Raw genomic sequence first — 23,731 nt, 5'->3', positions numbered from 1 at the left:
CGCTTACTGGCCGAGCACAGTCACTCGCCCGCCAGCGGGCAGCTGACGCGCTTTGCCGTCGGGTGTTTCGAGGTAGGCTTCCATCGCGTCGACGTCGAGCGGACCGACCACCGGATCGGTGCCCTGCTCGAACACCGTGAACCCGTCGCCCCCGCTGGCAAGGAACGAATTCATGGTTACCCGGTAGGTCGCCGCCGGATCGATCGGCTCGCCGCCTAGCGCCGCGCTGACCACCCGCTGCCCGATCGGTTTCGACGGATCGAGCGTCATGGTGAAACCCTTCGATACCGACATCACGTTGGCCAGTTCGGTCCCGTCGGGATTGGCGTATTGCTGCTCGAGCATGGCAAGCAGTTGTTTGCCGGTCAGGTTCTCGGTCACCAGCGTGTTGCCGAACGGCTGCACGGCATAGATATCGCCGAAGGTCACCGAACCGTCGGCTGCGGGCATCAAGTCGGAGCGGATCCCGCCTGGGTTCATGAACGCCACCTGCGCCCCTGCATCCTTCGTCGCGGCGAGCTGTGCGTCGGCAATCAGGTCGCCGAGCGGATTTTCGTAGCCGCGCTTGAGCGCCGGTCCTGAAACCTTGCCGACCGGACGATTGGTGACGTCGCGCGCGGCAGCCGCGTACTGGGCGACATATGCCGCAATCTTCGGATCGGGCGAGAAAGCGGCGAAATTCGGGTCGAGCGGGCGCTCCGGCCCGGCGGCCGGGCTGGGGCTCTGGACCGGAATGTTCTTCGCGGTAATCGACAGAACGGTGCGCTTGGCCGGGTCGATCGTCATCGCGATGTCGGTGATCTCGGTCCCGCCGTAGCCGGCCTGGCTGACAATGAACGGGCGCGAGGGATCGACCGTCGCGAAGTTGCACACGTAATTGCGGTGGGTGTGCCCGGATATCACCAGGTTCACCCGCGGGTCGAGCCGTTCGAGGATCGGCCGCAATCCGCCCGAGATCGCGCCGCAGCCGGTAAAGTCGGCACCCGGTTCGGGCACCAGGCCCTGGTGGATCGCGACGACGATCGCGTCGACGTCCTTGGTCTCAAGCGTCGCGACCGCCTTGTTGATCGCCGTCGCCTCGTCGGTGAAGGTCAGGCCCTTCACACCCGTCGGCGAAACGATGTTGGCGGTATCGCGCAAGGTCAGCCCGATCACTCCGATGGCAATTGCGTCGGGGCCGCTTCCAAAGCGTTTGATCGCGTAAGCCGGAAACAGCGTCGAACCGTCGGGCATTTCTACATTGGCCGCGAGGTATTCGAACTGCGCCCCCTTGTACGGGTTTTCGACCGCGCACGGCTGGCGCAGCGTGTTCTTCTCGCAGCCGCCCATCTGCAGGCGCTTCAATTCCTTCCACCCGCGATCGAATTCGTGGTTGCCGACCGCGCTGTATTCGAGCCCGATGCGGTTCATCACCCCGATGGTCGGCTCGTCGAGGAACAGCGAGCTGATCAGCGGGCTGGCGCTGATCAGGTCACCCGCAGCGATGACCATCGAATCCTTGTTTTGCGCGCGGGTCTTCTCGACCGCCGAGGCGAACCACGCCGCACCGCCGGCATAGACGGTCTGCTCGCCGCCGTGCCCGTCCGTCAGGTCGAGCGGGCGCTTCAGCGGCTCGAGGTTGCCGTGGAAATCGTTGATCCCGACGATCCGCACCGTCACCGGCTGGTCGGGCGGCGGCGCGCTGGCGGTGTGCGGGGGGACGGTTGCGCAAGCCGCGAGGCCGAGCGCGAGCGGAATCGCGAGCAATTGACGAAACATAGCCCGCGCGATGCACCCTCGCGGATGCCGGTTCAAGTCAATTTGCGGTGGATTGCGGGAACCCGCAGCCGCCTACACGTCGAGGTTGGCTACGTTGAGCGCGTTGTCCTGGATGAACTCCCGTCGCGGTTCGACGACATCGCCCATCAGCCGGGTGAAGATCTCGTCGGTGACGTCGGCATCCTCGACCTTGACCTGCAGCAGCGCGCGGTTTTCCGGGTCGAGCGTGGTCTCCCATAGCTGTTCCGCGTTCATCTCGCCCAGCCCCTTGTAGCGGCTGATCGACAGGCCCTTGCGCCCGGCGACAAGCACTGCATCGAGCAATTCGGTCGGCCGGGTGATCGCGCCCTCGCGGGCGACGATCGCTTCGTCCTCGCCTTCGCTGTCGTCACCCGTTTCGGGTTCCGGTTCGGCACCGCTACGGACCAGCTGGGCGGGTTCGGTAAACGCATCGGCCTGTTCCGAAGCCAGCCGGTCGAGCTTGCGCGCTTCCGCGCTGTCGAGGAACTTGGCGTCGATTGCGTGGACATCGGTTACGCCGCGCCACAGCCGGGAGACGTGGACTGCGCCGCTTTCGAGCAGCTCGGCCGACCACTTGCCTTCGGGATCACCCATTCCCAATCGGTGTTCAGCCTGCTCCAGAGCGGCCTGGCGGGCGGCCCGGTCGAGCCCTGGCGCAAGCGCCCCTGCCAACGCCAGCTGTTCGATCACCCCCGAATCGTACTTGCGCGGAATGAACGCCAGCAGGTTGCGCAGCCGCAAGGCGTGTTCGACCAGCGTGCGCAGGTCCTCGCCCGAGCGCGCGCCGCCGCGCGTCTCCAGCACCCGGCCCGCGAGCCCGGCGTCGACGAGGTAGCGATCGAGCGCGCCCTGGTCTTTCAGGTAGACCTCGCTGCGGCCCTTGCTCACCTTGAACAGCGGCGGCTGGGCGATGAACAGGTGCCCGGCCTTGACGATCTCGGGCATCTGGCGGTGGAAGAAGGTGAGTAGCAGCGTGCGGATATGCGCGCCGTCGACGTCCGCGTCGGTCATGATCACGATCTTGTGATAGCGCAGCTTCTCGAGGTTGAACTCGTCGCGCAGGCCCGTGCCCATCGCCTGGATCAGCGTGCCGACTTCACGCGACGAAATGATCCGGTCGAACCGTGCACGCTCGACATTGAGGATCTTGCCGCGCAAGGGAAGGATCGCCTGATACTTGCTGTCGCGCCCCGACTTGGCCGATCCGCCCGCCGAATCGCCCTCGACCAGGAACAGCTCGCACAGCGCGGGATCGCGTTCGCGGCAGTCGCTGAGCTTGCCGGGCAGGCTGGCGACGCTCATCGCGCCCTTGCGGCTCATTTCACGGGCCTTGCGCGCGGCCTCGCGGGCAGCGGCGGCATCGATGATTTTCTGGACGATGGCCTTGGCGTCGGCCGGGTTTTCCTCCAGCCACTCGGTCATCTTCTCGCCCATCAGGCTTTCGAGCGGCTGACGCACTTCGGAGCTGACCAGCTTGTCCTTCGTCTGGCTCGAAAACTTTGGGTCGGGCAGCTTGACCGAAACGATCCCGGTCAGCCCTTCGCGCATGTCTTCGCCCGAAAGGGAGACCTTTTCCTTCTTCATCAGGCCCGACGCGCTGGCATAGTTGTTGAGCGTGCGGGTGAGCGCGGCGCGGAACGCGGCGAGGTGCGTGCCGCCGTCGCGCTGGGGGATGTTGTTGGTGAAGCAGAGCACGTTTTCGTAGTACGAATCGTTCCACTGCAGCGCGACGTCGATGGCGATGCCGTCCTTGTCCGCGCTGACCGAGATCGGCTCGGGCACCAGCGGCTGTTTGTTGCGATCGAGGTACTTCACGAACGCAGCGATCCCGCCTTCGTAGAACAGGTCGTGCTCGAGCGGCTCTTCGCCCCGATTATCGCGCAGCAGGATGCGCACGCCCGAATTGAGGAATGCCAGCTCGCGATAGCGGTGTTCGAGTTTTTCGAAATCGAACTCGGTGACGTTCTTGAACGTCTCGGTGCTGGCCATGAAGGTCACGCGGGTGCCCTTCTTGAGCCCGCTTTCGTCGCCGTTGCTGGCAACCGGCGGGGCATCGCCGACGATCTTGAGCGCGCCGACCGCGTCGCCGTGCTCGAAGCGCATCCAGTGCTCCTTACCGTCACGCCAGATGGTCAGCTCGAGCCATTCGGAGAGCGCGTTGACCACCGAGACGCCCACGCCGTGAAGCCCGCCCGACACTTTGTAGGCGTTGTCGTCGGACGTGTTCTCGAACTTGCCGCCCGCGTGGAGCTGGGTCATGATGACCTCGGCCGCCGAAACGCCCTCTTCCTTGTGCATCCCGACCGGGATGCCGCGGCCGTTGTCTTCGACCGAAACCGAACCATCGGCGTTGAGCTCGATCAGCACCAGGTCGCAGTGCCCCGCGAGCGCTTCGTCGATCGCGTTGTCGGACACCTCGAACACCATGTGGTGAAGGCCCGATCCATCGTCGGTATCGCCGATATACATCCCGGGCCGCTTGCGCACTGCATCGAGGCCCTTGAGGACCTTGATAGAGTCTGCGCCGTATTCGCCTTTTTTCGGCTCGTTTCCGGGGGTGTTTGCGGTGTTCTCGTCCATGACCAGTATATAGGAACCGAAGGCCGGATTAGGAAGCCGCACAGACCCCTTCCATCCACAGGTCAAACCTGCTGAATTGGGGCGGCAAAATACCGGGAGAGAGACGCAATGAAGGGTTCGATTCTTGCTGCGGCAGCCGCCGCGATGGCCGCGGCGCCGGTCGCGGCGCAGGTGCCGACCGGGCAGATGGGTCCGCTGCGCCCCGATCAGCAGCAATTCTTCGGACTTTACAAGGAACTGGTCGAGACCGACACCAGCATCGCCAGCGGCGATTGCACCATCGCGGCGCAGCAGATCGCCACCCGGATGGAGGCCGCGGGCATCCCAAAGGACGCGATCACGCTGTTCTCTGTCCCCGACCACCCCAAGGAGGGCGGGATCGTGGTGGTCTATCCCGGAACTTCGAAAACGCTCGAACCGATGTTGCTGCTGGCGCATATCGACGTGGTCAACGCCAAGCGTTCCGACTGGGTGCGCGACCCGTTCAAGCTGATCGAGGAAGGCGGCTACTACTACGCGCGCGGCACGATCGACGACAAATACATGGCTTCGGTCTGGGCGGACACTCTGATCCGCTTCGCACAGGCCGGGTACAAACCCGAACGCACCGTCAAGATGGCGCTGACTTGCGGCGAGGAGACCGATACCGCGTTCAACGGCGCCGAGTACCTTGCAGCCAACAAGCTGCCGCTGATCGACGCCGCATTCGCCTTGAACGAAGGCGGTGGCGGGCGTACCGACGGCAAGGGACACCTGCTGGTCGAGACGATCCAGGTCGGCGAAAAGATCTACCAGGATTACACCCTGACGACCACCAACCCGGGCGGGCACAGCTCGCAACCCAAGCCCGACAACGCGCTATACGAAATGGCCGACGCTCTCGAGAGAGTGCGCGGCTATGAATTCCCGGCCGAGTTCAACGACACCACCCGCGCGTTCTTCACCAAGGCCGGGGCGATGCGGCCCGATGCGATCGGCAAGGCAATGGTCGCGCTGACCAAGAACCTCGACGATGCCGAGGCGATGGCGGTGGTCAACAAGGACAAGGCGCTCCATTCGATGCTGCGCACGACCTGCGTTGCGACGATGATCGAAGGCGGGCACGCGGTGAACGCGCTGCCGCAACACGTCACCGCCAACGTCAATTGCCGGATCTTCCCGGGCCACACCCCGGCCGAGGTCAAGGACACGCTGACGAAATTGATCGACGATCCCGGCGTTGCGATCACCTATCGCCGCGAAGGCAAGCCGCTTGCGGTAAACCCGCCTCTCGATCCCACGCTGATCGGGCCGATGGAGAAGCTCGCCGCGAAGTACTTCCCCGGCGTGCCGGTCGTGCCGACGATGTCCACCGGGGCGACCGACGGGGTCTATACCGGCGGCGCGGGCATCCCGACTTACGGGGTGCCGAGCATCTGGGGCGACCCTGATGGCAACGGCGTCCATGGCCTGAACGAGCGGGTCGAGGTCAAGGCGGTCTACACCGCGCGCGACTATCTTTATGCACTGGTCAAGGAGCTGGCCAATCCATGAGTACTGATTTGAGCGCCGAAGCGATCGGCGCACGGCTGGCCGAACCGTTCAGCTCGTTCCCGCAAGTGATCGCGGACTGGGCCGCCGTGCAGCCCGACAAGCCTGCCCTGCGCGACGAGAACGGCGAGCTGGCCTGGGGCGAACTCGGCGACCGGGTCGAACGGATCGCTGCAAGGTTGCAGGAAACCGGGCTCGAACGCGGGCAATCGGTCGCGATCCTCGGCTATTCGAGCATCGCTTACGCGCTGGTGTTCCTCGCTGCGGTGCGCGCAGGCGGGGTGGCCGCCCCGCTAACCACCAGCGCCAGTGCCGAACAGCTCGCAGGTATGGCATCCGACAGTGGGGCACGGCACCTGTTCATCGACAGGGCGAAGCTGGCCGAACTGGGCAGCGATTTCATGCCCGGACTCGACCACATCGTGCTCGACGAAGAGCTCGACGCGTGGATGGCCCCGACGGGCACCCGGGCCGCTCCGTTCGAGCCGGACGAGAAAGACCCGTTCAACATCATCTATTCGAGCGGCACCACCGGCATCCCCAAGGGCATCGTCCATTCGCACCTGATGCGCTGGCGCCAGTTCGCCAGCACCGCATCGAGCTTTGCCGCGCAAGGGCTGGAAGCGGTCTCGATCGCCTCGACCCCGCTCTATTCGAATACCACGATGGTCGCGTTCCTGCCGCCGCTGCTGTCGGGCGGGACGGTGCGGGTGATGGGCAAGTTCAACACCGTGCGCTGGCTCGAATACGCATCTGCCGATCGCAGCAACGTGACGATGCTGGTCCCGGTGCAATACCAACGGCTGATGGACGAGCCGGCGTTCGACGAATTCGACCTGTCGGCGATGAAGCTCAAGTACTGCACCTCCGCACCGTTCTCCGCAGAACTCAAACGGCAGGTGCTCGACCGGATGCCCGGCGCGCTGACGGAAATCTATTCGATGACCGAAGGCGGCGTCGTCTGCCTGCTTGCGTGCCACGAATTTCCCGAAAAGCTGCACACCGTCGGCCGCCCCGCCCCCGGAAGCGAGCTCATGGTGCTCGACGACGAAGACAACCCCGTGGCTCCCGGCACACCCGGCAACCTGGTCGGCCGCAGCGGCACGATGATGAGCGGTTACAAGAACCAGCCGGGCAAGACGCGCGACGGATACTGGACCGATCCCGCGACCGGCGAAACCTGGCAGCGGATGGGCGACATCGGGCGGATCGACACCGAAGGGTTCGTCGAGCTGGTCGGCCGAGCGAAGGACATGATCATCTCGGGCGGGTTCAACATCTATCCCAGCGACCTGGAGGCCGCGCTTGAGACCGATCCGCGGGTGGCGGAAGCCGCGGTGGTCGGTGTCGAAAGCCGCCGCTGGGGCGAGACCCCGGTCGGCTTCGTGCGGCTCGCAGACGGCGTCGCCGAAAGCGCGCTCGATGCGATCATGGCCGACGTCAACGCCACGCTCGGCAAGACCCAGCGGCTTTCGCGCCTGCTGGCGATCGACGAAATGCCGCGCAGCCACATCGGCAAGCTGCTCAAGACCGAGCTCCGCGAACGGGCCTCGGCGATCGAGATCGCGTAGCTAGCAATTTCGGGAAAGTGAAAGCGGAGCGGCGACCTACAAGGGGGGAGGGTTGTCGCCGCTCCGCTTCTTTTCGCCGTGCCGCCTCTGTGTGCGGTGGCGATTACGACTGGCAACCCTTGGGGGGGACGCGGTTGCAAGCCGATTTATTGACCGGGCTGGGCATCAAGGGGGGGAGAGGACAACCTCAGCCCGGCTCGAGAGCGCAGATAGGCGGCGGCTAACGCAGAGACAAATGCGAAAAAAGCGCCTGATGTTGCGTATAGAGCAACATACTTGCATGATTTGCAATCGCAAAAATCCACCGGATCAGGGCATATATCTCTTTTTATCATGCCATTAGGCCCGACGCTTGTCGCGCGACTTGCGCGAAACTGCACAGTTGCATCGCGCGCGTCAGCGTAATCGAAGGTCTTCCCCGGATGCCGCTCGATCCGACCGGGCCATTGCAGCGGCGTTGCTACCGATCCGGGGGCATGAGCAGAGATTCAGCGCACGCGTGGAAACCTGCATTCGATCCGCTGGACCTTATGCGCCGCCGCGCTTAACGCACCGGCGCATGGACCAGTCCTCCCTCCCCGATTCCATCCTCATCGTCGACTTCGGCAGCCAGGTGACCCAGCTGATCGCCCGCCGCGTCCGCGAGGCCGGGGTCTATTCCGAGATCGCTCCGTTCAACCAGGCGGAGGAAGCCTTTGCCCGACTGAAGCCCAAGGGGATCATCCTCTCCGGCTCTCCCGCCGGGGTGCCCGAAGAAGGATCTCCGCGCGCACCGCAGATGCTGTTCGAAGCGGGGCTGCCGATCCTCGGCATCTGTTACGGCCAGCAAGTGATGAGCCACCAACTCGGCGGGCGGGTCGAACCGGGCAAGGACGGCGAATGGGACGGCGAATTCGGCCGGGCCTACATCACCGTCACCAAGCCGTGCGCGCTGTTCGACGGGCTGTGGGATGTCGGCGAGCGCCACCAGGTATGGATGAGCCACGGCGACAAGGTCACTCAGTTCGCCCCCGGGTTCGAGATCGTCGCCACCAGCGACGGCGCACCATTCGCGGTGATCGCCGACGAGGCACGCAAGTTCTACGGCACCCAGTTCCACCCCGAGGTGGTGCATACCCCCGACGGCGGCAAGTTGATCGCCAACTTCGTCCATCACGTCTGCGGCCTCGCCGGCGACTGGACGATGGCGCACTATCGCGAGACCAAGGTCGCCGAAATCCGCCAGCAGGTCGGCGATGGAAAAGTGATCTGCGGCCTTTCGGGCGGGGTCGACAGCTCGGTCGCGGCGATCCTGATCCACGAAGCGATCGGCGACCAGCTGACCTGCGTGTTCGTCGACCACGGGCTGCTGCGCCTCAACGAGCGCGAGCAGGTCGAGAGCCTGTTTCGCGACCATTACAACATCCCGCTGGTGGTGGTCGATGCCGAAGAGCGCTTCATGAAGGGCCTCGCCGGGGTCACCGACCCTGAAAAGAAGCGCAAGTTCATCGGCGGCGAATTCATCGCGGTGTTCGAGGAAGAGGCGAACAAGCTCGGCGGGGCGGATTTCCTCGCGCAAGGCACGCTCTACCCCGACGTGATCGAAAGCGTTTCATTCACCGGCGGGCCGAGCGTCACGATCAAGAGCCACCATAACGTCGGCGGGCTGCCCGAGCGGATGAACATGAAGCTGGTCGAGCCGCTGCGTGAGCTGTTCAAGGACGAGGTCCGCGCATTGGGCCGCGAGCTCGGCCTCAACGATCTGTTCGTCGGCCGCCACCCCTTCCCCGGCCCGGGCCTCGCGATCCGCATCCCAGGCGAAGTCACCAAGGATCGCTGCGACATCCTGCGCAAGGCCGATGCGATCTACCTCGACGAAATCCGCAAGGCGGGGCTTTACGACGCAATCTGGCAGGCTTTCGCGGTGCTGTTGCCGGTCAAAACCGTGGGCGTGATGGGCGATTATCGCACCTACGACAGCGTCTGCGGCTTGCGCGCGGTGACCAGCACCGACGGAATGACGGCCGACGTGTATCCATTTGACGCGGCGTTCCTCACCGGCTGCGCGACCCGCATCGTCAACGAAGTGCAGGGCATCAACCGGGTGGTCTACGACTATACGTCGAAGCCGCCCGGCACGATCGAGTGGGAATAATCGGGCACCCGGCCCGCGCTACGCGCCGTCTGGCTCGACGGGCGACCTGATGAAATCGGTATCGCCGAAATGGCATGAGGTTGACCGGGCGGTCGCAATCGCCATTGCCGAATGCCATGCCAGCCTTGGTCGCACGGTTGTCATCGGGCTCGCCGGTGCGCAGGGATCGGGCAAGACGACGATGGCTGCACGCCTCGCCTCGCTGCTTGGCAAAGAAGGGCTTCGCGCCGCTGTCCTCGCACTCGACGATTTCTACCTCACCCGCGCCGAGCGACTGGCGCTCGCGCGGGAAGTCCATCCGCTGCTGGCCACACGCGGGGTGCCGGGCACCCACGATGTCGCGCTGCTGCAGCAAACGCTCGATGCGCTGACCGCCGGAGAGGGGCAGGTCAAGATGCCGAGGTTCGACAAGGCGCGCGACGATCGCGCCGATCCGGTTGCGTTGCTGCCGCCCTTCAATGTCGTGCTGCTCGAGGGCTGGTGTATCGGCGCACAGCCGCAAGCCCCTACCGACCTCGCACAGCCGGTCAATGCGCTCGAGCACAATGAAGATCCGGACGGGACCTGGCGGCGCTGGGTCAACGATCGCCTCGCTGGCGATTATGCGGCGTTGTTCGCGCGCGTGGATTTGCAGTTATTCCTTCGCGCACCGGGGTTCGAAATCGTCGAGCGGTGGCGCGCCGAACAGGAAGGCGATCTGGCAAGCCCCGCAATGGATCGGCAGCAGCTGTCGCGTTTCGTGGCGCACTACGAGCGAATCACCCGCAGTATGATCGCCGACGAGCCTGCCGATATCGTGATCGATCTCGATGAAATGCGAACTCCGATGCGGAGCCGCCACCGCGACCGATAGCTAGGCCGCCTCGGCCACCCGCTCCTCGATCCGCTCGATCGCGCCCCTGATCCGCTCGCGCGCGGCGCTGTCGAGCCCGCTTTCGAACAGCGTCAGGTGTTGCAGCAAGGTCTTGCGCACCGCACCTTCCGGCTCGCCCAGCTCGGCATGGTGTTCGAGGCCGTAGCGCAGAATGATCGTCGCGTTGGTGGCGAGCGTGTGGAGGCCCTCTTCCGGCCAGCGCAGCGCCCCGCCCTCGCGCATCGCCGCCAGGTGCAGCGCGATATTGTCCATCGTGCGGTGGAGCCAGTCGGCCACGTTGGTGGCGATCGGTTCGACGTGTTCGCCGTACGACGGCTGGTCGCGGTAGAGGAAGCGATAGTCGCGCAGTTCCTGCATCAACCCTCCGAGCATCCGGCAGTACGAGCCGACCGGGTCGGCCGGGTCTGGGCGCAGCGCAAGACGTTGCTCGACCCGTTTCGCAAACCGCTCGCCGATTGCGGTCAGCAAGTCGCGCTTGGTCTTGAAGTGATACCACAGGTTGCCTTCGGCGATTCCGCAATCCTGCGCCAAAGCAGCGGTCGTCACCGTGCCGTAGCCGTCCCGGTTGAACGACTGCAGCGCGGTGGCAACGATGCGATCCCTTGTGCGCATCAGTAGTGCGACAGCTGCACCGGCAATGACTTGTAGCCGTGCACGAAGCACGCCGGGACCCGCACCGGTTCACCGACCACGTTCACCCGCAAACGGCGCTTGGCCATCTCCTCCAGCAGCGTATTGAGCTGCAGCTCGGCCACCCGCGCGCCGACGCAGCGATGGATGCCGTAACCGAAGCTGAGGTGCCGCCGCGCGTTGGGGCGATCGACCTTGATCGCTTCGCCATCTTCGAACACTTCCTCGTCGCGGTTGGCCGAAAGGTACCACATCACCACCATGTCGTCCTTCTTCATCAGCGGGCCGAACATGTCGGTGTCTTCGGTGACCGTGCGTCGCATGTGCGACAGCGGGGTTTGCCAGCGGATCAGTTCCTGCACCGCGTTGGGGATCAACGACGGGTCGGCCTCCAGCTTGGCGCGTTCCTCCGGGAACTTGCTGAGGCCGTAAGCGTAGGCCGACATCGAGTTGCGGGTGGTGTCGTTGCCGCCAACGATCAGCAGGATCAGGTTGCCGATGAATTCTTCGGGCGGCATGTCCTTCATGGCTTCGGACTGGAGCATCACGCTGACCAAGTCCTTGCCCGGGTTGGCGATGCGTTGCTGCCACAGGGCGGCAAAGGCGGCGCCCATTTCCTGCATCTTGGCGAGGCGGACTTCGATCGTGTCCGGGTTCTTGATCAGCTCCACGTCGCCACCATAGTCCGACCATTCAGTCAACTTGTGGCGTTCCTCCCACGGGAAATCGAACAGCTTGGCGAGCATCCCGGTGGTCAGTTCGATCGACACCTTCGGCACCCAGTCGAAGGTTTCGCCAATCGGCAGGCTGTCGAGCAACTCGGCGGTGCGTTGCTGCACTTCTGCCTTCATCTCGGCAACTTCAGACGGGCCGAAGCTCGGCGCAACGGCGCGCCGCGGCCCGGTATGCTGCGGCGGGTCCATCGCGATGAACATCGGTTCGCGCATGTTGTACTTCTCGAAGATCTCGGGATTGCCGGAAATGGCGATCCCGCCTTTCTCCCAATGCGACGAAAACAGCTTGGGCAGCGCCTCGATATGCTGGATCGGCTTGTAGGTGGACACCGACCAGTACGGGCCGAAATCGCTTTCCGGCACCCACTGGATCGGCGCGTGCTTGCGCAGCTTGCGGAACGGTTCCTGCCAGCGATCTTCGGCGTAAAGCTCCTTGCGCGACATATCGATCGGCTCGATCTCAGCCGGCTTCACTTTCAGTTCTGCAGCACTTGCCATGTCTGTTTGCCTTTCCTCATCCTCGGTTAGGGTGCTTACCCTAGATTCGGAATTGCGACAAGTGGGTGGCGGAGAGTGTCCGATCGCGACATCCGAGAGGGCTTTTGCTAGGCTACCCGGCAACCGCGCATGATCGAATGAGAGCGAGGCCTGCCCGATGGAAGTGCTTGCCCCCGACATCCGGGTCTTCGAAGGCCCGGTGGTCGATTTCTATTCGTTTCCATATTCGACGAGGATGGTGGTCATCCGCCTTGCCGACGGCGGCCTGTGGGTCTGGTCGCCAATCGCGGTCGACGATGACCTGGCAGCCGAAGTCGATGCGATCGGCCCGGTTCGGCACCTGGTCGCGCCCAACAAGATCCACCACCTGTTCCTGCCGCAATGGATCGAACGATGGCCCGAGGCAAAGGTGTGGGCACCGCAGTCGCTGATCGACAAGCGGCAGGACATCGCTTTCGATGGCGTGCTTGGCGATGGCGCCCCGCCCGAATGGGCCGGACAGATCGACCAATACCATTTCGCCAACTCGCGCTTTCTCGACGAGGTCGATTTCGTCCATCTCGCTTCGGGAACCGTGATTCTCACCGACCTGAGCGAAAACTTCAGCGAGGCTTTCATTCGCTCGCACTGGTCGTGGTGGCAAAGGCCGATCGCCCGGTTGTGGAAGATCATCGAAGGGTGGGGCTACGCGCCGCTCGAACTGCGCGCGACTTTCCGCAACCGCGACAGCGCGCGGGCCAAGCTGACACAGATCCTCGCCGGAAAGCCGCAGCACATCGTCATGGCGCACGGCGAGATCGTCCGCCGCGACGGCGAGGCCTACCTGCGGCAGGCGTTCGGCTGGTTGTTGCAATAATTTTGCGATCCGACCGGTCACCAGCGGTCCTAAAATCCGCTTTGGAACGCAGGCGTTTGCATGATAGCCAGCGGCATCTGAGGGGGAAACGGCCAATGGCAACTACCGCAGCGGAACCGCGCGCGTCGGGAATTCGGATCTTCTGGGTCGTCGCGCTCGTCGGGCTGTCGGTGTTGCTCAACTATGTCGATCGCGGGGCGATCGGGGTCGCCGCTCCGCTGATGAAGCAGGAGCTGGGCCTGTCGGCGACCGGGTTCGGCTTCGCCGTATCGGCATTCTTCTGGGTCTATGCCCCGGTGTGCCTGTTAGTCGGCTGGCTGTGCGACCGGTTCTGCGTCTACCGGATGTTCGCCGCCGGGATCGCACTGTGGGCCGTGGCGACCCTGCTCACCGGGTTCGTCTCGGGGCTGGCGATGCTGATCGGGCTGCGCCTGCTGCTCGGCCTGGGCGAGAGCATCGCCTTCCCCGGCAGTTCCAAGATATTCGCCAGCGAAGTCCCGCCCCACCATCGCGGCAGCGCCAACGCACTGGTCGGCGTGGCACTGGCGTTCGGCCCGGCGGTAGGAGTGCTGACCGGCGGCCTGATCCTCGAGGTAGCGGGCTGGCGGGAGATTTTCTGGGTTTTCGGGGTTATCACGCTGCTGTGGCTGGTGCCGTGGCACTTCGCTTCCGCCCCGCTGCGTTCCGAAAAGGTGACGACCCCGTTGGTCGATCCGGTGCCGATGAAGCGCCTGTTCGCCATTCCCACCCTGTGGCTGATGGGGGTAGCGCACTTCTTGTCGAGCTACGGCTTCTACTTCCTGCTCGTCTGGCTGCCGCTCTACCTGACCAAGTCGCTCGGCTACTCGATTGCCGAGATGACGCTGCTGACCACGCTCAGCTTCACGTCGCAGGGCATATCGGCGCTGGTTTCGGGACGGCTGTCGGACATGGCGGTCAAGCTTGGCGTGAACGAGGGCCGGGTGCGACGTTGGCTGATGGCGGCGGGGCAGGCAATTGCCGGGGTCGCGATTGCCGGGATCTGGTTTGCCCACGGCACCGCGCAGTTGGGCACATGGCTGGTGATCGCCGGAATTGGGGTTGGGCTACTTTCGGTCAACCTCTTTGCGGTGGCGCAGATGTTCGCCGGTCCGCGCGCGGCGGGCGGCTGGGTCGGCATCCAGAACGCCTTCGGCAATGCCTCGGGTATTGTCGGGCCGATCGCAACCGGGGTGATAGTCGACCAGCTCGGCTCCTATGGTCTCGCATTCGCGCTCGCAGCGGGGATATCGGTGGCAGGCGCACTATGGTGGTGGTTGGTGATCCCGCCGATCCGCACGATCGATCTGTGAAGCGCGGGTCCGGAACGAATTGCTGCCTTGCCCCGTTGGCACCGGGAAACTGCGCGTGTCGCGCATGAGCAACAGGAGTGAGACATGACCATGAAGACATCCGCGATCGCGATCGTGGCCGCCGCGGGGGCGCTGGCGCTGGCCGGCTGCTCCGCCAGCAAGGGCGAGACGCAAGCCCCGGCCGCGACGGCGTCCGACTCCCCGTCCGATGCGGCATCGGCGGTTAGCACCGCAGAAACCGTCTATCACGCCACCCTGTCAGGTGCGAACGAGACCAAGGGCGGCGACCCCGACGGATCGGGCACCGCCACGATCACGATCTCCGATGGCTACGGCAAAGTCTGCTGGGATCTTCAGGACATCAAGAACATCGGGCCGATCAAGGCCGCACACGTCCACATGGGTGCCGCAGGGGCCGACGGCGCGCCGGTGTTCCCGCTGCATGCGTCCGCCACCGGCGAGTGGAAGGGCTGCGAAGACGGAAGTGCGTGGGCCAAGAACCGCATCGACGGCAACCCGCAGGACTTCTACGTCAACGTCCACACCGCCGAATTCCCCGCCGGGGCGATCCGCGGCCAGCTGGGCAGCTAGGCACTACCAGACGTTACCCGCCGCGATCGCGCGCTCTTCGGCCGGCGAACTGCGCCGGGAGAGGATCGCGTTGCGGTGGGGAAAACGCCCGAACCGCGCGACCATCCGGTAATGCGCGCGGGCGAAACCGAAGTTGCCCGGGATCGTGCGGAACCAAGCGAGGCTCGCGCGCTGGTCGGCGATCGCTTCGCTGTGCATCAGCGGCATGGCGAGGAACGCGCGTTCGTGCTGCATGAGACCCTGGCCAAATCCGCGCGCAATCGCCGCACTGGCGATGGCGCGTGCGAGCGGGTCGGTCGCGAATGCGCGGGGGGTCCCGCGATGGATATTGCGCGGGACCTGGTCGAACAGCAGGATCGCAGCGCGCGCGGTCAGCCGATTGCCGAGGAACTCGCTCGCCGGACGCCCCGCAAGCATCGCCAGCGTTTCGCCGAACCGGTGCGCGATCCGCGCATCGAGCGCGGGCGAACCGCCCCACCAGTCACGCGGGGTCAACTCGTGGAACCAGAAGTGCAGCAGTGCGGCATCCCAGCCACGAGGCGCCAGCGCCATCTATCGGTCAGTCGCGTGTGTAGGGCACGAACTTCCCGAGGAAGACCGGCCCGGCATAGAAATGGCCGGTCTGATCGATCATGTTGACGCGGTCGAGCCGGCACAGCTGCGAGCCCCATGGGTGGGTCACCATGATATCGCTGCTGTCGAGGTTTTCGGGATTCGCCGGAACGTTGACCCAGATCGTCTTCCCGCGACCATAGACCAACGCGGTATCGTCAATCATCTGCATGTCGTTCTGGTCGAACCGGCTGATGCAATCCTTCGGCTTGCCGGCGGTGCGCCCTTCGAGCAGCTTTTCCAGCTTCTGCTGGCCGGTGACCTTGTCCTTCGCCACGGCCGGCCCGGCCAAAAGCGACATACCGGCAAGGGCAGCAATGGCGAGACCAATCCTGTTCATCGCAAGTCTCCTTGGTTTCACCCCTTCTCGTGTGTGCCTATCACACATCGGATTAACCCGCACTGACCCTAAGCGGTTCCCCCGACGGTCAGCCCGTCGACCAGCAGCGTGGGCTGCCCGACCCCGGCGGGGATCGACTGCCCCGCCTTGCCGCACACCCCGACGCCTTCGTCGAGCGCGAGGTCGTTGCCGATCCCGGTCACGCGGGTCAGCACGCTCGGCCCGTCGCCGATCAGCGTCGCGCCCTTGATCGGCGCGCCGAGCTTGCCGTTCTCGACCAGGTACGCCTCGGTGCAGCTGAACGTGAACTTGCCCGAGACGATATCGACCTGCCCGCCGCCAAACGCCTTGGCGAAGATCCCGTTCTTGACCCGTCCGAGCAGTTCGCCCGGATCGTCGTTACCGGCACGCATGAAGGTGTTGGTCATCCGCGGCATCGGCGCATGCTGGTAGCTTTCGCGGCGGCCGTTGCCGGTCGGTTCGACCCCCATCAGCCGGGCGTTGAGCCGGTCCTGCATGTAGCCCTTGAGGATGCCGTCCTCGATCAGCACGGTCTCCTGCGTCGGAGTGCCTTCGTCGTCGATGGTGAGCGAGCCGCGCCGGTCCGTCATCGCGCCATCATCGACCACGGTTACGCCAGGCGCCGCAACGCGCTCGCCGATCCGGCCCGAAAACGTGCTGGTGCCCTTGCGGTTGAAATCGCCTTCGAGCCCGTGGCCGACCGCTTCGTGCAGCAGCACCCCGGGCCAGCCGGGGCCGAGCAGTACGGTCATCACGCCCGCCGGGGCGGGTACGCTCTCGAGATTGACCAGTGCCTGCGCCACCGCTTCGTCGATCGCGCGGCTCCACTGCGCCTCTTCGAACAGCGGACCGTAGAGATAGCGCCCGCCCATCCCGAAGTGGCCGCTTTCGCGCCGCCCGTTCGCTTCGGCGACGACGCCGACGTTGAGCCGCACCAGCGGGCGCAGGTCGCGCGCCACGAACCCGTCAGGGCGCACGATCTCGACCGCGCTCCAGCTGGCTGAAAGGCTTGCAGTGACTTGCCGGACGCGCGGATCCTTGGCCCGCGCAACCGCGTCGATCTTCTCGAGCAGGCGGACCTTCTCCTCGAACGGGATCGCCTCAAGCGGGCTTGCATCGGTGTAGAGGTGGCGGTTGCTGCGCTGGGGCGGCGCGGCGCGCTTGCCCCTCGCCGGATCGAGCAGGCTCAGCGTCTCGCCCGCCCGCCGGATTGCAGCGGCGCTGATCTCGTTGGCATGGGCGAACCCGGTCATTTCGCCCGATACCCCGCGCAGCCCGAACCCCGAATCGCGCGAATAGTCGGCCGTTTTCAGCCGCCCGTCGTCGAACACGAAGGCTTCGGACGCAGTGAACTGCAAGTAGAGCTCGCCATCGTCGCACGCCTTGAGCGTTTCCGCCGCGAGCGCGCGGGCTTCGTCGGGGGTGAGCTTGTCGCTGTAGAGCAGGGTTTGCGGGTCGAGCGTATCCGTCATGCGATGACAGATAGGGAGTCACGCCGCGCGGTGGAAGCGCCGATTACCGATGCCCCGGATCGCCGCCCTCGGAAATGTCCGGCAGGCTCGCCTGGTCGACCCCGTCAGCCGGGCCGCCGCGCAGCACGAAGCGGCGGTCGCAATATCCGCAATCGACATAGCCATGCTCGTCGATCTCCAGCCACACGCGCGGGTGGCCGAGCGCGGAAGGCGTGTAGCCCGGCCCCGGGCGGATCGCTCCGGCGCCGTCGCAAGCGACGCGGTGTTCGTCGGTCAGGGTGACTTCGGGGGGCGGAATGCTCATGGGAAGGGTCCGATAATCGAGTGCAAGCGGCCATGCAATCGCCGATCCGCTCCATGCCCTCTTTACGCGCAGGGCGAATGCACACTAGGGCACATGGCATGAGCACCCCGCCCGCGATCCGCATCGACAACATGGTCAAACGCTACGCCGGGGAGAAGGGCGAAGAAGGCAAGCTGGCGCTCAAGGGCGTGAGCTTCGATGTGCCGCAAGGGCAGATCTTCGGCCTGCTCGGCCCCAACGGCGCGGGCAAGTCGACCCTCATCAACATCCTCGCCGGACTGGTGATGAAGACCAGCGGCAGCGCGGAGATCTGGGGCTTCGACATCGACCGCGATGCGCGCAACGCCAAGCGGGCGATCGGCATCGTGCCGCAGGAAATCGTGTTCGACCCGTTCTTCACCCCGTTCGAGGTGCTGGAGAACCAGGCCGGGTTCTACGGCATTCCCAAGCGCGACCGGCGCAGCGAGGAACTGCTCGCGGCGGTCCGCTTGTCGGACAAGCGCAATGCCTATGCCCGCACGCTGTCGGGCGGGATGAAGCGCCGCCTGCTGGTCGCCAAGGCGATGGTCCACTCGCCGCCGATCCTCGTGCTCGACGAACCGACCGCGGGCGTCGACGTCGAGCTGCGCCGCCAGCTGTGGGAGCTCGTCACCGGGCTCAACAAGGAAGGGGTGACGGTGGTGTTGACCACTCACTACCTCGAAGAGGCCGAGCAGCTGTGCGACCGGATCGCGATCATCAACCACGGCGAACTGATCGCCGACAAGCCGACCCGCGAACTGGTCGGGATGGCGCGCGAGAAGATCGTGTCGGTGACGGTCGACAAGGACCTTGCCGGCCCGGTGCAGGAGCCTGCGTTCCTCAAGTCGGAAATCGTCGAACCCCGCCGGCTCGACGTGACCTACGATCGCGACGCGACCAGCGCGGGGCAGGTGCTCGCGCTAATCCAGCAGCACGGCTACGCGATCGAAGACGTGACCACGCGCGAAGCCGATCTCGAGGACGTATTCGTCCAGCTCACCGGCGCGGGCTAGCAGCCACTCGCCGCACCTATTGCGGCGCCTCGGCATTCTCGAACGAACCGCGACGCCAGTCGTGAAACCCGTAACGCACGATTTCGGCGCCGCAATGGCGACAGTGCCCGGACATCCCGAAAGGCGTCTGGTGGACCCGGTGGCGATCGGGTTCGTGGTGGTTGGCGAGGCACTTGGCGCGACCGAGCAGACTCATTGCGATCCCTTTATATTATCTCTTTACCTTAGTCGTTTGCCTCCCCGGACTCCACAACGAACCAGCGAGGGTTTGGTTGCAAGATCGGGCGACCGAAGTCGCATATTTCCCCCAATGACACACTTTGGGCAGGTTGCCCGAGGACACGCGACAGCTTGCCGCACGGTTAGCCTTCGGCCATGACGCGCCGATGACTGCGACCCACGACGTGATCGTAATCGGCTCGGGCGCTGCCGGGCTCACCGCTGCGCTGGCGCTGGCACAGGACAAGCGCGTGCTGGTGCTTGCCAAGGGCACCCTCACCGGCGGCAGCACCGCGTGGGCGCAGGGCGGGATCGCGGCTGTCCTCGATGCGGGCGACACCTTCGAGAACCACATTCGCGACACGATGGTTGCAGGCGCAGGCCTCAACGACCGGGCGACTGTCGAGTTCGTGATCGAGCGTGCGCCCAAGGCGATCAACCGGCTGTGCGAGCTGGGCGTGCCGTTCAACCGCGAAAGCGGCGACTTGCACCTGACCCGCGAGGGCGGCCACAGCCACCGCCGGATCGTCCATGTCGACGATGCCACCGGCTGGGCGGTGCAGGAGGCGCTGCTCAAGGCGGCAGAGGCCAACCCCAACATCACCCTGCTACCCGGGCGCGCGTGCATCGACCTGATCACCGGGCGCAATGGAGAGAAGTATTCGGGCTCGGGGCGGGTATGGGGCGTCTACGCGCTCGACCAGGAGACCGGCGAAGTCGAAGCGCATGTCGCCCGCGCAACGGTGCTGGCGACCGGCGGCGCGGGGCGCTGCTACCTGTTCTCCACCGCGCCGCGCGGCGCGACCGGCGACGGGATCGCGATGGCGTGGCGCGCCGGGGCGCGGGTCTCCAACATGGAGATGATGCAATTCCACCCGACCTGCCTCTACAACCTCGAGGTCAAGAACTTCCTCATCACCGAGGCGGTGCGCGGCGAAGGCGGGCGGCTGTACAATCCGGTCACCGGCGAGCGCTACATGGAGCGTTACGACCCCGAGCGGATGGAGCTTGCCCCACGCGATATCGTCGCCCGCGCCAACGACGATCAGATCAAGCGCTACGGCCTCGACTATGTCCACCTGGACATCAGCCACCAGCCGCCCGATTTCGTGAAGCATCATTTCCCGACGATCTACGACAAGCTGATCAACCTCGGGATCGACATGACCAAGGAGCCGATCCCGGTCGTGCCCGCGCAGCACTATACTTGCGGCGGGGTGCTGATCGGGCTCGACGCGCGCACCGACCTGCCCGGGCTGTGGGCGGCGGGCGAAGTGACCGAAAGCGGGCTGCATGGCGCGAACCGGCTAGCTTCCAACTCGCTGCTCGAATGCTTCGTATTCGGCGAAGCCGCCGCACGCGACATCCTGTCGGTGTGGGACGAGATGGACGACCCGCCGCCGATCCGCGAGTGGGACGCCAGCCGGGTGACCGATTCCGACGAGGAAGTCGTCATCAAGCAGAACTGGACCGAGATCCGCCGGTTCATGTGGAACTACGTCGGCATCGTGCGCACCACCAAGCGGCTCGAGCGCGCGGCGCATCGCATCGCTACGCTCGCGCAGGAGATCGAGGATTATTACGGCTCGTTTCGCGTCACCACCGACCTGATCGAGCTCAGGAACCTGCACCAGTGCGCCGACCTGATCGTGACCAGCGCGCTCAAACGCCACGAGAGCCGCGGACTGCACTACACGCTCGACTATCAGGAAACGCTCGAAGTGCCCGAGGACACGGTGCTGGTGCCCTAGTCTGCATGGCCTAAGGCGAAACGCCTTCCATCTTCTCCTCCACCGGGCCCAGATGATGGACCCACCAGCGGAAACCGCCAAACATGATCACTGCGCCGATGGCGGTCATGCCCGCCGTAAGCAGGAAGAAACCGCTCGCGCCGAGCGGTTCGTAGAAGCGGTCCATCCATCCGGCGAGGAAATAGGACACCGCGGTCGCCGCCTTGTACATCGCCATCATCATCGACACGACCGACTGTGGTGAATCGCGCGTGACGAGCGCCTGGATCGGCGGCTCTATCAGCGCGCCATAGCTGAAGTCCTGCAGCATGAAGAACGTGAGCCACAGGCCCAGCGGAGTGACCGGCAGGCGGGCGATGGCAACCGCGAACAGCCACGCCAGCGCCACACCTGCAATCCCCATCCCGATCTTGGCGACATCCCCCAGGTCGCGCCCGCGCTTGCGTTCGAGCGCGAGCGACAGCCGGTTGCCCAGCCACACCCCGCAGATCGTTGCGAGCCCGTCGAAAATACCGATCCAGGTGACCGGCATCTCGAACCCGAGGATATTGCGATCGACCTGCGTGTCGGCCCAGACGTACATGATCGAATACGACTGGTTGGTGGCGGTGAAATAGAGCACGTAGGGGACGAACAGCAGCAGCAGGATCACGCCGATCCGGTGCCAGTCGCTGCGCGTGAGCTTGACCTTCTGCTTGCTGGCCGCCGTACGCGCAGTGAGGCTGTCGGGCGGCATATGGCGTCGTCCCGCAAGGTAAGTGGCAAGCCCGATCAGCATGCCGATCCCCGCCGCGCCGAACCCCCAGTGCCACGAATAATCCTCCCCCAGCGTGCCGATGATCAGCGGAGCGATCAGCGCACCGACGTTGAGTGTGATGAGGTAGATCCCGAACCCCCGTGTTCGGCGCTGGTCCTCCGGCGAATAGAGCAGCCCGACCTGCGCCGCCATGTTGCCGATTACGCAGCCCGAACCGATCACCAGCAAGGTGAGCGCACCGAGGAACAGTTGCTCGCTCGCCATCGCGAGATGACCCGCCGCCATGATCAGGCAGCCGATCGTGATCGTGCGCGTGCGCCCCAGCACCCGGTCGCCCAGCCACGCGCCGATGATCGGGGTGAGGTAGATCATCCCCGAATAGATGCCGTAGGTCTGCCCGGCGAAAGCAACGTCGTCGAGCTTGCCAACCACCGCCTCGAGCCCCGCGCGATAGCTCGCCAATCCGATCACGCCTCGCGCGTGTTCGGGCAGCAACAGGTACTTGGTCATGTAGAGCATCAGCAGCGCCTGCATCCCGTAGAACGAGAAGCGCTCCCACATTTCGGTAGTGGCCAGGACGGTCAGGCCGCGTGGGTGCCCGAACAGCTCGGCGCTCTCGCCCGGCCCTGCCGCAAGCGTTGCCATAGATATGTCCCATACCGAGGCCCGGTCTTCCGGGCAGCGACGATGATGCGTTGGCTGCGCCAGCGCGTCCAATCCTTTTTCGCGCTTGCAGCAAATTGTTCGAACATCTTGGCAGCATGCGCGCGGTTCGGCAGATAGGCGGTCTGGTCGGAAGGCAACGGAAAGGGCCGCAATGGCACGCATACAGGCAAACGGGATCGAGCTGGAATACGAAGACTACGGCAACCCTGACGATCCCGTAATCCTGCTGGTGATGGGCCTTGGCGCCCAGTTGACCCTTTGGCCGATCGAACTGGTAGACGCCCTCGTCGAGCGCGGCTTTCGTGTGATCCGCTACGACAACCGCGACATCGGGCTTAGCCAGAAGATGGAGGGTTCCAAGACCCCTTCGATGCTCAAGCTGATCTTGCTGTATCGGCTCGGGTTCAAGCCGCGCGTGCCCTACGCCCTGTCCGACATGGCGGCAGACGGGGTCGGGTTGCTCGATGCGCTGGGGATCGAGCAGGCGCACATCGTCGGCGCGAGCATGGGCGGGATGATTTCGCAGCTGATCGCAGTCGAGCACCCGACACGCACCGCCAGCCTGGTGTCGATCATGTCGACCACCGGCAATCCCAAGCTGCCGGCAGCGACCAGGGAGGCGTTCAAGGCGCTCACCACCCGTCCGTCCTCGATGGACGAGGAAGTGCTGGTCGAACACGGCATCATGGTCGCGCGCGCGATCGGCAGCCCGGCCTACCGCGCCGAGGAGAGCGTGGTGCGCGACAAGGTTCGCGCCAACATCCGGCGCAGCTTCTATCCCAGCGGCTTCCCCCGGCAGATGGCCGCGATCATAGCCGACGGCGACCGCCGCCAGCGGCTGAAGTCGGTCTCGGCACCGACGCTGGTGATCCATGGCGAAGACGATCCGCTGGTCCCGGTGGAAGGCGGGATCGATACCGCCGACGCGATTCCCGGTGCCCGGATCGCGACCATCCCCGGGATGGGTCACGACCTGCCGGTTCCGTTGGTCGAAGAGCTGGCCGGCCTGATCGCCGATCACGCCGGTTCGGCCTGAACCGAGTCGCTGCCGAGTCGGCCACGCGTTCGGCAAGGCGTTGCTCGCCGGGCGGCCTGAACGCAGCAAAATTTCAGCCCCGGATTCGATTGATTCAATCAGTCGTGGAAAACCGCCAGCCGATAAATTTTTTTCAAAATTCGATTTTGACTCTTGCGCTCCCCGCCAGCCTAGGAAATCCGGCGCGTCGCGGTGTATTGAAAGTGTAACACACGATCGAATCGACGGCGGCGAAAGGGTTAATCGACGATTCACCCTCTTGCGCATGAATCGCGGCTGATTCACTATCGCCAGTGGTTCGTCGGTCGGGGGACCCACAAGACCTAGTTGTTCAGCCCGTCACGCTTTCACGCGTGGCGAGGGATGATTCGGCCTTGCGACCAGGCACCCGAGGGAGGTTTCTGGTGACCG

At 64.9% G+C, this 23,731-nt stretch carries 20 protein-coding genes; 10 read left to right on the top strand and 10 right to left on the bottom strand.

Translation table 11 applies throughout. The features are described 5' to 3' along the window. Positions 1-3 precede the first annotated feature (3 nt). The gene (locus tag CJO11_RS09915) at positions 4-1,758 is read right to left on the bottom strand and encodes a bifunctional metallophosphatase/5'-nucleotidase (protein ID WP_095012570.1); all 1,755 of its coding nucleotides are present in this window, start codon (positions 1,756-1,758) and stop codon (positions 4-6) included. Positions 1,759-1,830: 72 nt separating this feature from the next. Then, positions 1,831-4,359, bottom strand: a complete 2,529-nt coding sequence (gene gyrB / locus CJO11_RS09910; RefSeq protein WP_095012569.1) for a DNA topoisomerase (ATP-hydrolyzing) subunit B — start codon at positions 4,357-4,359, stop codon at positions 1,831-1,833. A gap of 108 nt (positions 4,360-4,467) precedes the next feature. Here gyrB and CJO11_RS09905 point away from each other — a divergent pair, with 108 nt between their 5' ends. The 4 genes from CJO11_RS09905 to CJO11_RS09890 all read left to right on the top strand — a co-directional run bounded on the left by CJO11_RS09905 (position 4,468) and on the right by CJO11_RS09890 (position 10,447). Further along, the gene (locus CJO11_RS09905; RefSeq protein ID WP_095012568.1) at positions 4,468-5,892 is read left to right on the top strand and encodes a M20/M25/M40 family metallo-hydrolase; all 1,425 of its coding nucleotides are present in this window, start codon (positions 4,468-4,470) and stop codon (positions 5,890-5,892) included. Further along, the gene (locus CJO11_RS09900; protein WP_095012567.1) at positions 5,889-7,460 is read left to right on the top strand and encodes a class I adenylate-forming enzyme family protein; all 1,572 of its coding nucleotides are present in this window, start codon (positions 5,889-5,891) and stop codon (positions 7,458-7,460) included. Before CJO11_RS09905 ends, CJO11_RS09900 begins: the two co-directional genes overlap by 4 nt. Positions 7,461-8,019: 559 nt before the next feature. Next, complete coding sequence (gene guaA / locus CJO11_RS09895) at positions 8,020-9,594, top strand: glutamine-hydrolyzing GMP synthase (protein WP_095012566.1); 1,575 nt, start codon at positions 8,020-8,022, stop codon at positions 9,592-9,594. A 49-nt stretch (positions 9,595-9,643) separates the two neighbouring features. Continuing rightward, complete coding sequence (locus tag CJO11_RS09890; protein WP_095012565.1) at positions 9,644-10,447, top strand: kinase; 804 nt, start codon at positions 9,644-9,646, stop codon at positions 10,445-10,447. Here CJO11_RS09890 and CJO11_RS09885 read toward each other — a convergent pair whose 3' ends face one another. Beyond that, the gene (locus tag CJO11_RS09885) at positions 10,448-11,080 is read right to left on the bottom strand and encodes a TetR/AcrR family transcriptional regulator (protein WP_095012564.1); all 633 of its coding nucleotides are present in this window, start codon (positions 11,078-11,080) and stop codon (positions 10,448-10,450) included. It lies immediately after the preceding gene. Continuing rightward, positions 11,080-12,330 (bottom strand): cytochrome P450, encoded by a 1,251-nt coding sequence (locus tag CJO11_RS09880; protein WP_095012563.1) that lies wholly within the window; start codon positions 12,328-12,330, stop codon positions 11,080-11,082. Before CJO11_RS09880 ends, CJO11_RS09885 begins: the two co-directional genes overlap by 1 nt. Before the next feature lie 157 nt (positions 12,331-12,487). Here CJO11_RS09880 and CJO11_RS09875 point away from each other — a divergent pair, with 157 nt between their 5' ends. The 3 genes from CJO11_RS09875 to CJO11_RS09865 all read left to right on the top strand — a co-directional run bounded on the left by CJO11_RS09875 (position 12,488) and on the right by CJO11_RS09865 (position 15,108). After that, complete coding sequence (locus CJO11_RS09875; protein ID WP_095012562.1) at positions 12,488-13,186, top strand: DUF4336 domain-containing protein; 699 nt, start codon at positions 12,488-12,490, stop codon at positions 13,184-13,186. Between the two features lie 95 nt (positions 13,187-13,281). Beyond that, entirely contained in the window at positions 13,282-14,517 is a 1,236-nt protein-coding gene (locus CJO11_RS09870) for an MFS transporter (RefSeq protein ID WP_095012561.1), read from the top strand. Positions 14,518-14,601: 84 nt separating this feature from the next. Further along, positions 14,602-15,108, top strand: a complete 507-nt coding sequence (locus CJO11_RS09865; protein WP_240504425.1) for a CHRD domain-containing protein — start codon at positions 14,602-14,604, stop codon at positions 15,106-15,108. Between the two features lie 3 nt (positions 15,109-15,111). On the opposite strand, the gene CJO11_RS09860 is transcribed toward CJO11_RS09865, so the two are convergent. The 4 genes from CJO11_RS09860 to CJO11_RS09845 form a co-directional block, all read right to left on the bottom strand. Continuing rightward, positions 15,112-15,660, bottom strand: coding sequence for a DUF924 family protein (locus tag CJO11_RS09860; RefSeq protein WP_095012560.1), 549 nt, complete (start codon positions 15,658-15,660; stop codon positions 15,112-15,114). A gap of 7 nt (positions 15,661-15,667) precedes the next feature. Beyond that, the gene (locus CJO11_RS09855; protein ID WP_095012559.1) at positions 15,668-16,060 is read right to left on the bottom strand and encodes a hypothetical protein; all 393 of its coding nucleotides are present in this window, start codon (positions 16,058-16,060) and stop codon (positions 15,668-15,670) included. A gap of 68 nt (positions 16,061-16,128) precedes the next feature. Then, the gene (tldD, locus tag CJO11_RS09850) at positions 16,129-17,553 is read right to left on the bottom strand and encodes a metalloprotease TldD (RefSeq protein WP_095012558.1); all 1,425 of its coding nucleotides are present in this window, start codon (positions 17,551-17,553) and stop codon (positions 16,129-16,131) included. A 43-nt stretch (positions 17,554-17,596) separates the two neighbouring features. Continuing rightward, entirely contained in the window at positions 17,597-17,857 is a 261-nt protein-coding gene (locus CJO11_RS09845) for a zinc-finger domain-containing protein (protein ID WP_095012557.1), read from the bottom strand. 98 nt (positions 17,858-17,955) lie between these two features. Between CJO11_RS09845 and CJO11_RS09840 the strand changes: the two genes are divergently transcribed. After that, positions 17,956-18,891 (top strand): ABC transporter ATP-binding protein, encoded by a 936-nt coding sequence (locus CJO11_RS09840; protein WP_095012556.1) that lies wholly within the window; start codon positions 17,956-17,958, stop codon positions 18,889-18,891. Positions 18,892-18,907: 16 nt separating this feature from the next. Here CJO11_RS09840 and CJO11_RS09835 read toward each other — a convergent pair whose 3' ends face one another. Continuing rightward, positions 18,908-19,087, bottom strand: coding sequence for a hypothetical protein (locus CJO11_RS09835; RefSeq protein WP_095012555.1), 180 nt, complete (start codon positions 19,085-19,087; stop codon positions 18,908-18,910). A gap of 190 nt (positions 19,088-19,277) precedes the next feature. Between CJO11_RS09835 and nadB the strand changes: the two genes are divergently transcribed. Continuing rightward, positions 19,278-20,861, top strand: a complete 1,584-nt coding sequence (nadB, locus tag CJO11_RS09830; protein ID WP_095012554.1) for an L-aspartate oxidase — start codon at positions 19,278-19,280, stop codon at positions 20,859-20,861. A gap of 10 nt (positions 20,862-20,871) precedes the next feature. Here the strand turns inward: nadB and CJO11_RS09825 are convergent, their stop codons facing one another. Beyond that, positions 20,872-22,263, bottom strand: coding sequence for a peptide MFS transporter (locus CJO11_RS09825; RefSeq protein ID WP_169829178.1), 1,392 nt, complete (start codon positions 22,261-22,263; stop codon positions 20,872-20,874). Between the two features lie 172 nt (positions 22,264-22,435). Here CJO11_RS09825 and CJO11_RS09820 point away from each other — a divergent pair, with 172 nt between their 5' ends. Further along, a complete protein-coding gene (locus CJO11_RS09820) occupies positions 22,436-23,320 on the top strand; it encodes an alpha/beta fold hydrolase (RefSeq protein ID WP_095012552.1) in 885 nt (294 codons plus the stop codon). Positions 23,321-23,731 lie beyond the last annotated feature (411 nt).

The sequence above is a fragment of the Tsuneonella mangrovi genome, assembly GCF_002269345.1.
GTDB classification, from domain to species: domain Bacteria; phylum Pseudomonadota; class Alphaproteobacteria; order Sphingomonadales; family Sphingomonadaceae; genus Tsuneonella; species Tsuneonella mangrovi.
The sequence above is the reverse complement of the archived record's forward strand: the minus strand, read 5'-3'. Positions and strand labels throughout refer to the sequence as shown.